The following is an 11,777-nucleotide window of genomic DNA, read 5'->3' as shown; positions in this document are numbered from 1 at the left end:
GAAACCGCCGTGGCAGGCGGGCAGGCGGGCAGGCGGGCGGGCGGTGGTCGCGACGGAAGCGAAGGAGCGAGCCCCTTCAGCCTCAGCCAGTGGGTGCGCTCTGCATGCCGGTGGGCGGCGGATAGCGTAGGGGCATGGTGATGACGGGGAAGCGGCGGGTTCTGTACCGGCAGGGCACCGGGTTCTGGCGGATGACGGCGAAGTGGGTTGTGGTCTTCGGCGTCCTGTACCTGTTGGACGGTGGGCTGTTCCGGTCGTGGGGCGACGCTCTGGTCTGGCCGCTGATCGGGATCCTGCTGTGGGTGCCGTTCGGCGTCGGCATCGTCTGGTACCAGAGGAAGGACCAGCGGATCACGCTGACCACGCGGGAACTGCGCGTACGACGCAAGCGGCTGCCGATGGAGGACGTGAACCTGCTCCACGTGGCGCGGCTGTGGCTGGAGGGGCGGTCGACCGCGGACGATCAGCCGGTGTCGGAGTGGACGCGGTCCGAGCGGGCGGTGTGGGTGCCGTTGCGGGACGGCCGGGCGTTCGGCGTGGAGTTTCGTGACCCGGCGGCTTTCGCCGAGGTCTTCGGCGCCTTCGCGGTCACCGCATGCGGTGGGCCGGACGTCGTCCGCGCCAAGGCCGCAGCGGCGACGTATCCGGAGCCGCGCCCCATGCGCGCCCGCCCCACCGCCGACGACTCCCGGCCCGACGTCCTGGACCTCTTCGGCTGACAGCCAGAAGTGCACGGGACAGTGGTGTGCTGGTGTGCTGATGTGCTGGTGTGCCGAGGGGCTGTTCCGGCAGCGCGTAGTGGGCCCTTGCCAGGTGTTCGTGCAGCGTGGCTGTGATGTCAGTGGGCTGAAGTATCCTTCGCGGCACCGCACACCGACTTGAAGGATCAAGAGAGTTGACTGACCGTTCGGCCTTCCCGCTGCCGTTTCAGGCTTCCCGTTCCATATCGTTCGCGAAGGCGCGAACGCTGCGGGAACTTCAGATGATGCAGTGCAGCGCGCACATTCGGGAGAAGCCCGGATGGTTCGACAAGATGAACGATGCCGACATTGTCGCGAGGTGGACGAAAGAGGCGATGGACCAGGGCCTCACCGAGGCGCAGGTTCGTTATGTGCTGGCCGAACTCCGGCATTACGCCGCACTGCGGGACGCGCGCACCGGCATCGAGGTGTCCGGCGTCGACGGCGTATGGCAGTCCGACGCACTGGTCGACAGCGAACTCGGTTCCCGGCTGCGCGAGGCGGTTCGGGTTCTGGAAGAGGTCCCGGAAGCGGAGAAGGACTGGCATCCCGGATCCGACGGCCAGGTGCTGGACCTGGTTCATCCCTCACTGTTCTGCCTGGTGAGAGACGTGAGCGGGGCGCCCGAGGAGGCTTGGCGGAACCCGACGGACCGCTACTCGAAGTACGAGTTCTCGGAGCGGTTCCAGTGGCTGCCCACGGACATCGAGGTCAGTGACGACGGCGATGTCACGTTCCGCTCGTACGTCAACAACGTCCATCCGGAAAAGCATCGGGAACTGGCCTCCGTCCTGCCGGACGTGTTCGCCCGGATGCGCCCCTTGCTGGAGAACGTACTGACCGATCTCCGCCATCCGCGGCCCCTGCGGATCGAGGCCGATCCTTTCGGGTGGTACGACTCGGAGCCGGAGTATCCGGACAAGAACTCCTACAGTGACGACGATGCCTACCAAGAAGCCGTCGAGGCATGGGAGGAGGCCCAGGACGCCTGGTGGGAGAACCGCCGCCCGGTCGTTCCGGACGCCCCGGACTTCACCCCGCCCGAGGCACCCGACGAGTCCGCCCGGATCGATCTGCGCGGCAGTCGCCTCCAGGTCATCGTCAAGCTCGCCACCATTCATCTCACTCCGGACAAGCCTGAATACGCGGGCGGCTCCTGGCATGTCGAGGGCATGTTGAACGAGCGGATCGTCTCGACCGGCATCTACTACTGGGACAGCGAGAACATCACCGAGAGCCGGCTGAGTTTCCGTGCCGCTGTCGACGACCCGTACTACGAGCAGAACGACGACGCGGGCATGCGTGAGGTCTACGGCCTGGAGAACGAGGACGCCCTGAACCAGGTGCTGGGTTCCGTTGCCACCCCGGAAGGCCGCTGCCTGGCGTTCCCGAACATCCTGCAACACCGCGTCGGCTCGTTCCGCCTCCTGGACCCCACCCGCCCGGGACACCGCAAGATTCTCGCGTTCTTCCTCGTCGATCCGTCGGAAAAGATCGTCTCGACATCCGATGTGCCGCCGCAGCAGCCGTGGGCCGAGACGTCCACCATGACGCTTGAGCAGGCGAAGGAATACCGCGAACAGCTCATGCAGGAACGCAAGTACTTCGTCGACGAACACAACGAGCAGCTCTACGAGCGGGAATTCTCCCTCTGCGAGCACTGACACGGACACCGTGAATGCCGTGGACGCCGTGGACGTCGTCCGTTTCGACGACGCGCTCGGCGGCCACGGCGCACGGCAAGGCCCATGCCGTGGCCCGACTGGCTGCACTGTCTGCCGTCACCCGAACGGTCGCCCTGTGCTTCTGCCCCGCAACCCGCGCCTGCTCCAGTCGGAACAGCCTCTGAACTTCTTCTTGGCAGCGGGCGATCGCAGGGCTAACGTGCCTCATCCGCGTTCTCCCGTACCGTCGATGTATCTGTCGACCTGCCGTGAGAGGACCTTTATGTCCGCACGTCGTAGCGTCACGGCGACCGCCACCCTGGCCGCCGCCGCACTGATCTCGCCCCTGCTCGTCGCCGGGACCGCCACCGCGGAGACCGACACCCCGAGCTGGGCCCATCGGGGCGATGCACTGGCCAGGAAACTCGTCGAGGAGTCCACGGCCAAGGACGCCATCCGCCATCTGAGAGTCTTCCAACGGATAGCCGACAGCAACGGCAGCACCCGAGTGGCCGGTTCGCAGGGCCACGCACAGTCGGCCGCCTACATAGAGGCGGTGCTGAAGGCTGCCGGCTACCAGCTCTCCCGTCACGAGTTCGACTTCGTCTACACGGACGAGATCGCCGAGTCCCTCGCCGTGGTCTCGCCCACGCCGCGCGCCATCCCCATCCAGCTGATGACGTACACCGCCAGCGGACCCGAGGGCGGGGTGACCGCGGACCTGGCCGTGGCGCCCGTGGACGCCGACGGCACGAACGGCTGCGAGGCCACCGACTTCGCCGCCGGCGCCTTCACCGGCAAGATCGCCCTGATCAAGCGCGGTGGCTGCACCTTCGCCGTCAAGCAGGCCAACGCCCACGCGGCGGGCGCGGTGGGTGCCATCGTCTACAACAACACCGCGGGCACACTCAACGGCACCATCGGCGACGCGACCCTCGGCAGGATCCCCACCGGCGGGATCACCCAGGCGGACGGAGAGGCGCTGGCCGCCGAGGCGGCCAACGGCCCGGTGAGGGTCACCCTCGACATCCGCGAACTGCGCGAGAACCGCAGGACCTTCAACCTCGTCGCGGAGACCCGCGGCGGCGACGCGGCCGACACCGTCTTCCTCGGAGCGCACCTCGACTCGGTCTCCGACGGCCCGGGCATCAACGACAACGGCTCCGGTTCGGCCGGCATCCTCCAGGTCGCGCTGAAGCTGGCCAAGTCCCAGGACAAGGTCAAGAACAAGGTGAAGTTCGCCTGGTGGTCGGCCGAGGAGTTCGGACTGCTGGGCTCGGAGGCGTACGTCGCCTCGCTGACGGAAGCGCAGAAGAAGCAGATCAAGCTCTATCTGAACTTCGACATGATCGCCTCGCCGAACGCCGCCTACTTCGTCTACGACGGCGACGACTCCGACCGCACCGGCGCGGGTCCGGGCCCGGAAGGCTCGGCCCAGCTGGAGAAGGGCATCAACGACTTCCTCGACTCGAAGAACATCCCGCACGAGGGCACGGACTTCACCGGCCGTTCCGACTACGGCCCGTTCATCGAGGTCGGCATCCCCTCGGGCGGCACGTTCACCGGTGCGGAGGGCATCAAGACCGAGGCGCAGGCCGCGAAGTTCGGCGGCCAGGCGGGTGTCGCGTACGACGTGAACTACCACGCGCCCGGCGACGACATCAACAACATCAACATGCGGGCGTTCGACGTCAACATCGACGTCATCGCCGATGCGGTCGGCCACTACGCGTACGACCTGGACCCGCTCAGCCGGCCGGTCGACTCCGTCCCGACGGACGGCGACTCCGGCAGCGGCGGCGGCCTCCACGACGGCCACGAGCACGTGACCGAGTAGACAGCGACGCACCAGCGCACTGCGGCCCCCTCACCGGGGGCCGCAGTCATGTCAACCGCGTCCACACCACGCGACAGCCCGCCCGTACGCCAGCCCGCTGGGGCTGTGGTACGGCGGTCGTGTCGGTCGCTGCTCCCGTCACCGGGTCAAGACCCGGATGGAGAAACGTCTGCTCCCGCGGGTCCACCGCATGGCGGATACGGCGCGTGAGATCGAGGGTGGGCCACTCGCCCGCTCCGCCACCCCGCTAACCCGGCTGCGCCTTGCGGTGCTTGTCGAGCGCCTGCTCCAGGGCGGCCTCGTAGGCGTGCAGGGCGGCGATGACCGTGGCGCGTTCCGTGGGGGCGAGACCGCGCATGACGCGTTCCCAGGCGGAGGCACTGCCGGAAAGCCATGCGCCGATCGGTGCGGCGTAGGCGGGGGCGATGGCGACGATGCGGCGCCGGCGGTCGGCGGGATCGGCGGTGCGCTGCAGGACGCCGAGGCGTGACAGCTCGCTGACCATGAGACTGACGGTCGTCGGGGCCACCTCCAGCCGGGCGGCCAGGTCGTTGACGCTGGTGGGACCGTCGTACTCCAGGTGGGCCAGCAGTGCGAGATGGCGCGGTGCCAGGTCCAGGCCCTGGAGCGCCGGAGGGACCGGCAGGCGCTTGGCGCGGCCGACCAGCCGCGGCATGAGCAACAGCAGGGTGCGGACGGCCTCGTCGACGGCTGGGCCGTCCGATTCCATGGACACAGCGACCTCTCCCGGATACCTTTGAGTGCAAAGGCTTTGGACTCAAAGAGAATGAGGTCCCACTATGCCGCATCTGACCGTCCACCTTCCAGAGAGCAGGCTGACCGGCAAGGAACCCGTGCTCGTCGCCGCACTGACCGACGCTGTCGTCGGCGTCTACGGCGAATGGGCCCGCGAACTCGTCAGCGTCCGCCTCGCCGGAGTCCCTGCAGGCCGTTTCGCGCAGGGCGGCAAGGCCGTCGACACCAACGCCTCGGTGGTCATGGGCGTTCGAGCCGGTGTCTTCGACCGCCCCGACGCCGCCCGGATCACCGAGCGCCTCGGCACCGCGCTCACCGACGCGATCACGCGTGTCGTCGGCGACGACCTCCGCGGCGGCACCATGGTCGAACTCGTGGCGTCACCGCCGGAACGGACCTTCGTCGGCGGCTCTCTCGCCGTATGACGCCCCTGAGTGACCGAACACAGAGCGGCGGGATCACGGGGTGCGGGTGCCGTCCCTGGTGCGCGTGGGCTCAGCTATTCCGCCTTTCTGGCCCCGCGTCGGCCGCGGTGGTCACCGCGGTTGCTGTTCCGCGATGACCGCCCAGTCGTCGGTCCCGCGACCGTCGGCGACGGCCTGATCGAAGACGGCCCGCAGCAGCTCACCGATCGGGAGCGGGACCTCGTGGTCGTTCGCCGCGTCGAGCGCGAGGTGGAGGTCCTTGCGGCCCAGGACCGTGGTGAAGCCGGCCGGCTGGTAGCGCCGTTCGGCGATCATCGACCCGTAGGCTGTGTAGACGGCACCGGGGAAGAGGGTCGAGGTCAGCAGTTCGACGAACTGCCCGGAGTCGACACCGGCGCCTTCGGCGAGGCTGACGGCCTCGCCCAGTGACTGAATCGCGCAGGCGATGAGGTAGTTCCCGAGGATCTTCACGATGTTGGCCTGCTCCGGACGGTCGCCGAGTCGCCAGGTCCGCGAGCCGATCACGTCGAAGAACGGCTGCACGCGGTCGATGAGCCCGCACTCACCGGCCGCAAGGACGTTGAGCGCCCCGGCCTCGGCGACCGGCACACGGCCGAAGACCGGTGCCGCGACGTACCCGACGCCGGACTCGGCGTGCGCCGCGGCGACCCGGCGGGCCAGGTCGGCGCTCACCGTGGCGAGGTTGACGTGCACGGTCCCGCCCGGAATCCGCGAGAGGACACCGGAGTCGAGGAATGTTTCGGTCACGGCCCGGTCGTCGGAGAGGACCGAGAAGACCACCGGCGCGTGCATGGCCTCTTCGACCGAGGCGGCACGACGGGCGCCCGCGGCGACGAGGTGCTCCGCGGGTGCGTCGGAGCGGTTCCACACCACGACCTCGTGGCCGGCCTCCAAGAGGTTGCGCGCGATGGGCCTCCCCATCGCTCCGAGGCCGATGACCGCGATGCTGCTCATACAGAGCACACCCCTTCCGGTGAACCGTCTAAGACGGTTCAATGGTGCCATGAAGCCACCGTCGTGCCGAGCCGTCCGGGACGGTTCGACGAGGGTCGTCGCTGCCTGCGGAGGGGGGACATGACCGAGGACGTACGGCGTGTGTTCCGGATGGACAACGAGGTCCTCGCGTTCCGATTCACGGCCACCGTCAGCGACAGAGCCGGTACGGAGCCGCGCGAGCGGCTGACCGACCCCGCACGGCTGAAGATGTGGCTGCGGGCGGCAGGGCTCGACGTCACGGACGTGTCGCCGGCCGATCTGGCGGACGCCGTCGAACTGCGTGAGGCGATCTACCGCATCGGGTCGGCGATCGCGGCAGGTGGGCGGCCGCGTTCCGAGGATGTCCGCACCCTCAACTCGATGGCTGCCGCCGGGCATGCCAGGGCCGCGCTGGAACACGGGCGCGCGACATGGCACCTGACGGACACGACCCCGGTCGGTGACGCCCTCGGCGTCCTGGCCACGGACGCCATCCGCATCCTCGGGGGCCCCGACCGCACCCGCATCAAGAACTGCGAAGGCCCCGGATGCGCGGGGCTCTATCTCGACACCAGCCGCGGAGCCAACCGCCGTTGGTGCTCCATGAACACCTGCGGCAACAAGGTCAAGAAGTCACGACGTGCCGCCGGTCGGCCGACAGCGCCCGCGATCTGAACGGCCGTCAGACGACGTGGAGCTCCAGGCGGCTTGCCGGGGCCGGTCGGCCGGGGAGTCAGGCGTCGGTGTACTGCGCCGCGTACTCCTCGCTGGGCGGGACGACGGTGATGACGTCGATGAGCACGCCGTCGGGGGCGGCGACGATGAAGTGGCGTTGGCCGAAGTCCTCCGTGCGCAGGGACAGCACCTCGGGGAGTCCGGCCCCGGTCACCAGCCGCCGGTGCTCGTGGTCCACGTCGTCCACCTCGAAGTTCAGCAGCAGCCCGCCCCGCAGGGCGGTCCGGTGGCCCTGGGGGAGGGTCGGGTGGGTGTGGTCGAGGAGGGCGAGCTCGTAGTGCGGGGCGTCGGTGCGGCGCAGGCTGACGTACCAGTCCGCCTCGAAGGTCACCTCGAAGCCGAAGTGGCGGGTGTAGAAGGCGCGGGAGGCCGCCACGTCCTGGGTGGCGAGGACAGGGTAGAAGCCGCTCAGCCCGGTCGTGGGGACGGTTGTGGGTCGCTGGGTCATGGATGGGGTCCTTCCCGCTCCGTTTCACATACTCCGGGTATGTGAATCTTGGCGCTAGCATACCCTCGGTATGTGAAATGGGAAGGCGGTGCGCGCGATGGCGGTCAGTCGGGCGGAGCAGCGGGCGGCCACGCGGCGCGCGCTGCTCGCCGTGGGGCGACGGCGGTTCGCCGCCGACGGGTACCACCAGGTGGTACTGGCCGAGGTGGCGCAGGCCGCCGGGGTGACCAAGGGGGCCGCCTACCACCACTTCGACAGCAAGGCCGGGCTCTTCCGCGCCGTCGTCGCCGAGGTGCAGCACGAACTGGGCGAGCGGGTGGCGAGCGCGGCCGAGCAGCACCAGGACCTCTGGGAACAGCTCCGGGCCGGTTGCCGGGCCTTCCTGGCCGCCGGCACCGATCCCGCGGTGCGCCGGATCCTGCTGGTCGACGCGCCGACCGTCCTCGGCTGGGACGAGTGGCGGGCGATGGACGAGGAGTCCTCCGCCCGGCACCTGACCGAGGCCCTGGCGGCACTCGCCGCGGCCGGGCTCATCGCCGACCAGCCGGTCGAGCCCCTGGCCCGGCTGCTCTCGGGGGCGATGAACGAGGGCGCGCTGTGGATCGCGCGGGGCGGGGATCCCCGGTCCGCCGAGCAGGCGCTCGACCGGTTGCTGTCGGGACTGCGCAGCCGGTGATCCCTTGAACGAGGGCCGTGTTTCCGGGTGCTCGCGCGGATGTCGTCCGCGGCGTGTGACGCTGGGGCGATGACCGACGATCACGAGGTTGCCGTAGTTCGCTGGCCGGACCGGTCCGGTGCGCTCGAAGAGGGTCCGGCGGCGTTGCTGGCGGCCTACCATCTGCGGACCGAAGCCGAGAAGGGCGAACCGGTCGGCGATGTGGACGCGCTGCCGGACCGCTACCGGGCGGAAGTCTCCGATCCCCGGACCGCGTTCGCCGGCCAGACCGTGCTGGTGGCGCGGCAAGGGGACACCCCCGTGGGCTGTGTGGTGGTGACCTCCCCGGCCGGCGGCCAGGTGGAGATCAAGAGGCTGTGGACGGACCCCGCGGTGCGCGGCCGGGGCGTGGCGTCCGCCTTGCTGGGCGCCGCCCTCGCTCACGCGGCGGAACACGGCGTGCACACCGTGCGCCTCTCCGTGTGGGCATGGCGGACGGGGGCCATCTCCCTCTACGAACGGTTCGGTTTCACCGTCACCCCGTCATGGGACGCGCGGGATCGACTGGTGTGCATGCAGCGCGCCGTGTGAGGGGTCGCGGCGAACGCCGGCGCCCCCCGGACCTGGCCGCCGGGCCGGGTGCCGTGTGGCCGGAACGGTCCGGGGTACGCGGGGGCTGTCGGCGAGCCCGACCGCGCTCGCCCGGTGCAGGACGCGAGATCTGGAGCCTCGATGCAAGCGCAGCACGACACCCCCGGCACCGCCCCCGTGGCCGTCGTCACCGGGTCCGACTCGGGCATCGGCCGTGCCACGGCCGTACGCCTCGCGGAGGCCGGGATGGACATCGGCATCACCTGGCACCGCGACAGGGAAGGGGCCCGGCGCACCGCGGACGAGGTGCGGGCGACCGGGCGCAGGGCCGTCGTCGGGCACCTGGACCTCACACAACTCCCCGACGCCGCCGAGGTGATCGACCAGCTCGCCGACGAACTCGGCCGGCTCGACGTCCTGGTGAACAACGCGGGGACCGGCACCATGACCCCCTTCCTCGAACTCGACCACGACACCGTGCGGCAGGTCCTCGATGTCGACCTGGTGGGGCCCTTCCTGTGCGGGCAGCGCGCCGCCCGGCGCATGATCCAGCAGGGGAGCGGCGGCCGGATCGTCAACGTCACCAGCGTCCATGAGCACCAGCCGCGGGTGGGGGCGGCACCGTACTGCGCGGCCAAGGGCGGACTCGGGCTGCTCACCCAGGTGATGGCGCTGGAACTGGCCGAGCACGGCATCACGGTCAACGCTGTCGCACCGGGGGAGATAGCCACGCCGATGACAGGCCAGACGGACACCGACGTCACCGACGAGAGCAGGCCCGGCGTACCGCTGGGGCGTCCAGGCGACGCACGCGAGGTGGCGGCGGTGATCGCCTTCCTCGCCGGTCCGGACGCGTCCTACGTCACGGGCGCCTCGTGGGTCGTGGACGGAGGGATGCTGCGGATGGGCCCGCAGGCCGGCTCCCATCTGACCGACGACGCCTGGCGGCGCCCGTGAGCACGCAGGGCGCGAGGACCGGCCCGGACGGGGCGCGGGAGCAGACGCCGGCGACGGTGCCGGTAAGTGGGAGTGTGCGTACCTGAGATCGGCCGGACACGACAGGCGCGGGGCGGTTGCAGCGCGGGGCTCGTGAGGCGGCGGGAGCCATTGTCAGTGGCAGTTGGCAAGATCGTGGCCATGAACGGCACTCCAGTCACCCCGCCGCGGCCGGTCGACGTCGCCGCGGTTTTCCCTCAACTGGCCCCGCTGGCCCGTACGGCGACCCGGTTGCACCCCCGCCCCGGCGCCCCGACGTGCCGGGACAGCTCCGTCGGCGGACCTCTGCTGTGGCCCGCCGACGAACCGTGGCCCCACTGCGACGGCCCCCATGTGGTCGACGGGATGAACCCGGCCCTGTCCCCGGCCGACGTACGGCTGGAACGACAGATCCGCGCCGCCTCCCGCGGCAGGAGCCTGACCCCGCAGGAACGAGAGGCCCTTGAGCGGATCCGGCCCCCTCGGACCTATCCGTTGAGGCTGGCCGTCCAGTCCTACGAGGGCTCCATAGCGATGCTGCCCGTCGCGCAACTGTACGCACGGGACGTGCCCGATCTGCGCACGCCCGACGGGGCGGACCTGCTGCAGGTTCTGTGGTGCCCCTTCGACCACCCGATCATGCCGAGGACCGTGCTGGTCTGGCGATCGGCGGCCACCGTCACCGACATCCTCACCACGCCCCCCGAACCGCCCGCGATGCAGTTCGACTCCTACCTCCCCGAACCGTGCCTGCTCCGCCCGGAACAGGTCACCGAATACCCCGACTTCCTGGAGTTGAGCGCGGAACTGCAGGAGCGGATCAGGCAGTGGAACGTGCCGCAGGCGGCCGAGGAGGACATGGACCCCTGGACGTACTACGACTGCGTGCTGTCCAATGCGCCTGGCTGGAAGGTCGGCGGCTGGCCCGCCTGGGCCTCCACCGACCCGATCCCGCGGCCCTGCCCCGAGTGCGGCACGGAGACGGAGATCCTGCTGACCATCGCCACGTTCGAAGAAGGGGACGACGAGGCGCGCAGCTGGTCCCCGTCCGAGGACCCGGCTGCCCGACCGTCCTCCGGGGCGGAGCACTTCGACCCCGGCCGGCCCACCGCGGTGCAGATCGGCAGCGGCTACCGACAGCAGCTCTACGTCTGCCCTGCGGCTCCCGAGCATCCCCACATCGAATTGATGACGTAGCCCTCGCCCGTTTCGGCTGATCGCGAACGTTCGTGCCGCTGTGCCAGGTCGTTGGCAGGGTGAAGGCCATGAGGATCACCAAGTTCGGTCATGCGTGCGTGCGGTTGGAGAAGAACGGCCAGGCGATCGTCATCGACCCGGGTGTGCTGACTCCCGAGCCCGATGCGTTGGCGGGGGCCGGGGCTGTTCTCATCACGCATGAACACTTCGACCACTTCGATCCGGAGCTGCTGCGCGCAGTCCCGTCGGACGTGTACACCTGTGCCGGCGTCGCCCGGCACCTGAGCGGCCTCGGCGAGCGCGTGCACGTGGTCCGCGACGGCGACCACTTCGCCGTCGCGGGCTTCCAGGTGTCGGTGCGGGGCGACAAGCACCACTTCAGTCACCCGGATGTGCCGCCGGTGGACAACGTCGGGTTCCTGATCGACGCAGAGGTCTTCCACCCGGGTGACGCACTGACCGTCGTCGACGTGCCGACGCTCTTGCTGCCGGGTCAGGCGCCGTGGCTGACGGTGCCCGACATGATCGGCTACCTGCGCCGGACGGCACCCCGCCGTGCTTATGCGATACACGACGGGCTCGTCAACGAGTGGGGGCTGAAGGTCCTGGACGACGTCCTCGCCATGGAGGCGGAGCGGGCGGGCGCCGACATCCGGCGGCTCCGCCCCGGCGAGAGCGTCGACCTGTGAGAGGGCGTCAGGCGGCCAGGGAGGCCCTGGCCGCGGGTGAGGGACGCCGGGGCTCCCCGACTGCGCGTG

At 69.9% G+C, this 11,777-nt stretch carries 13 protein-coding genes; 10 read left to right on the top strand and 3 right to left on the bottom strand.

Annotated elements, in window-relative coordinates; all coding sequences use genetic code 11:
• Nucleotides 1-134 precede the first annotated feature (134 nt).
• The 3 genes from ACSU6M_RS00805 (at nucleotide 135) to ACSU6M_RS00795 (ending at nucleotide 4,241) form a co-directional block, all read left to right on the top strand.
• Nucleotides 135-719, top strand: a complete 585-nt coding sequence (locus tag ACSU6M_RS00805; RefSeq protein ID WP_437066093.1) for a hypothetical protein — start codon at nucleotides 135-137, stop codon at nucleotides 717-719.
• A gap of 176 nt (nucleotides 720-895) precedes the next feature.
• On the top strand, nucleotides 896-2,404 hold the full coding sequence (locus ACSU6M_RS00800) for a DUF4246 domain-containing protein (RefSeq protein WP_437066092.1): 1,509 nt from the start codon (nucleotides 896-898) through the stop codon (nucleotides 2,402-2,404).
• A gap of 283 nt (nucleotides 2,405-2,687) precedes the next feature.
• Nucleotides 2,688-4,241: a M28 family metallopeptidase gene (locus ACSU6M_RS00795; RefSeq protein ID WP_437066090.1), complete on the top strand. Its 1,554-nt coding sequence runs from the start codon at nucleotides 2,688-2,690 to the stop codon at nucleotides 4,239-4,241.
• A gap of 247 nt (nucleotides 4,242-4,488) precedes the next feature.
• Here ACSU6M_RS00795 and ACSU6M_RS00790 read toward each other — a convergent pair whose 3' ends face one another.
• Complete coding sequence (locus ACSU6M_RS00790) at nucleotides 4,489-4,971, bottom strand: MarR family winged helix-turn-helix transcriptional regulator (protein ID WP_437074949.1); 483 nt, start codon at nucleotides 4,969-4,971, stop codon at nucleotides 4,489-4,491.
• Between the two features lie 70 nt (nucleotides 4,972-5,041).
• On the opposite strand from ACSU6M_RS00790, the gene ACSU6M_RS00785 reads away from it, so the two are divergent.
• Nucleotides 5,042-5,422, top strand: coding sequence for a tautomerase family protein (locus tag ACSU6M_RS00785; RefSeq protein ID WP_437066089.1), 381 nt, complete (start codon nucleotides 5,042-5,044; stop codon nucleotides 5,420-5,422).
• 111 nt (nucleotides 5,423-5,533) lie between these two features.
• Here the strand turns inward: ACSU6M_RS00785 and ACSU6M_RS00780 are convergent, their stop codons facing one another.
• On the bottom strand, nucleotides 5,534-6,397 hold the full coding sequence (locus tag ACSU6M_RS00780) for an NAD(P)-dependent oxidoreductase (RefSeq protein WP_437066087.1): 864 nt from the start codon (nucleotides 6,395-6,397) through the stop codon (nucleotides 5,534-5,536).
• 120 nt (nucleotides 6,398-6,517) lie between these two features.
• Between ACSU6M_RS00780 and ACSU6M_RS00775 the strand changes: the two genes are divergently transcribed.
• Entirely contained in the window at nucleotides 6,518-7,093 is a 576-nt protein-coding gene (locus ACSU6M_RS00775) for a CGNR zinc finger domain-containing protein (protein ID WP_437066085.1), read from the top strand.
• Nucleotides 7,094-7,151: 58 nt separating this feature from the next.
• On the opposite strand, the gene ACSU6M_RS00770 is transcribed toward ACSU6M_RS00775, so the two are convergent.
• Nucleotides 7,152-7,601, bottom strand: coding sequence for a VOC family protein (locus ACSU6M_RS00770; protein WP_437066083.1), 450 nt, complete (start codon nucleotides 7,599-7,601; stop codon nucleotides 7,152-7,154).
• 97 nt (nucleotides 7,602-7,698) lie between these two features.
• Here ACSU6M_RS00770 and ACSU6M_RS00765 point away from each other — a divergent pair, with 97 nt between their 5' ends.
• The 5 genes from ACSU6M_RS00765 to ACSU6M_RS00745 all read left to right on the top strand — a co-directional run bounded on the left by ACSU6M_RS00765 (nucleotide 7,699) and on the right by ACSU6M_RS00745 (nucleotide 11,708).
• Nucleotides 7,699-8,277 (top strand): TetR/AcrR family transcriptional regulator, encoded by a 579-nt coding sequence (locus ACSU6M_RS00765; RefSeq protein WP_437066082.1) that lies wholly within the window; start codon nucleotides 7,699-7,701, stop codon nucleotides 8,275-8,277.
• A 69-nt stretch (nucleotides 8,278-8,346) separates the two neighbouring features.
• Complete coding sequence (locus tag ACSU6M_RS00760) at nucleotides 8,347-8,847, top strand: GNAT family N-acetyltransferase (RefSeq protein ID WP_437066080.1); 501 nt, start codon at nucleotides 8,347-8,349, stop codon at nucleotides 8,845-8,847.
• Nucleotides 8,848-8,988: 141 nt separating this feature from the next.
• Entirely contained in the window at nucleotides 8,989-9,804 is an 816-nt protein-coding gene (locus ACSU6M_RS00755; RefSeq protein ID WP_437066079.1) for an SDR family oxidoreductase, read from the top strand.
• 180 nt (nucleotides 9,805-9,984) lie between these two features.
• Entirely contained in the window at nucleotides 9,985-11,019 is a 1,035-nt protein-coding gene (locus ACSU6M_RS00750; RefSeq protein ID WP_437066077.1) for a hypothetical protein, read from the top strand.
• Between the two features lie 68 nt (nucleotides 11,020-11,087).
• On the top strand, nucleotides 11,088-11,708 hold the full coding sequence (locus ACSU6M_RS00745) for an MBL fold metallo-hydrolase (protein ID WP_437066076.1): 621 nt from the start codon (nucleotides 11,088-11,090) through the stop codon (nucleotides 11,706-11,708).
• The last annotated feature ends 69 nt before the right edge of the window (nucleotides 11,709-11,777 follow it).

Origin of the sequence: Streptomyces sp. enrichment culture, assembly GCF_964272895.1 — a bacterium.
Lineage (GTDB): Bacteria > Actinomycetota > Actinomycetes > Streptomycetales > Streptomycetaceae > Streptomyces.
The sequence above is the reverse complement of the archived record's forward strand: the minus strand, read 5'-3'. Positions and strand labels throughout refer to the sequence as shown.

Excerpts from the sequence above, each read along its gene's own strand:
- ACSU6M_RS00805 (WP_437066093.1), top strand. The coding sequence starts at position 135 with ATGGTGATGACGGGGAAGCGGCGGGTTCTGTACCGGCAGGGCACCGGG.
- ACSU6M_RS00795 (WP_437066090.1), top strand. The coding sequence starts at position 2,688 with ATGTCCGCACGTCGTAGCGTCACGGCGACCGCCACCCTGGCCGCCGCC.
- ACSU6M_RS00790 (WP_437074949.1), bottom strand. The coding sequence starts at position 4,971 with ATGGAATCGGACGGCCCAGCCGTCGACGAGGCCGTCCGCACCCTGCTG.
- ACSU6M_RS00785 (WP_437066089.1), top strand. The coding sequence starts at position 5,042 with ATGCCGCATCTGACCGTCCACCTTCCAGAGAGCAGGCTGACCGGCAAG.
- ACSU6M_RS00780 (WP_437066087.1), bottom strand. The coding sequence starts at position 6,397 with ATGAGCAGCATCGCGGTCATCGGCCTCGGAGCGATGGGGAGGCCCATC.
- ACSU6M_RS00775 (WP_437066085.1), top strand. The coding sequence starts at position 6,518 with ATGACCGAGGACGTACGGCGTGTGTTCCGGATGGACAACGAGGTCCTC.
- ACSU6M_RS00770 (WP_437066083.1), bottom strand. The coding sequence starts at position 7,601 with ATGACCCAGCGACCCACAACCGTCCCCACGACCGGGCTGAGCGGCTTC.
- ACSU6M_RS00765 (WP_437066082.1), top strand. The coding sequence starts at position 7,699 with ATGGCGGTCAGTCGGGCGGAGCAGCGGGCGGCCACGCGGCGCGCGCTG.
- ACSU6M_RS00760 (WP_437066080.1), top strand. The coding sequence starts at position 8,347 with ATGACCGACGATCACGAGGTTGCCGTAGTTCGCTGGCCGGACCGGTCC.
- ACSU6M_RS00755 (WP_437066079.1), top strand. The coding sequence starts at position 8,989 with ATGCAAGCGCAGCACGACACCCCCGGCACCGCCCCCGTGGCCGTCGTC.
- ACSU6M_RS00750 (WP_437066077.1), top strand. The coding sequence starts at position 9,985 with ATGAACGGCACTCCAGTCACCCCGCCGCGGCCGGTCGACGTCGCCGCG.
- ACSU6M_RS00745 (WP_437066076.1), top strand. The coding sequence starts at position 11,088 with ATGAGGATCACCAAGTTCGGTCATGCGTGCGTGCGGTTGGAGAAGAAC.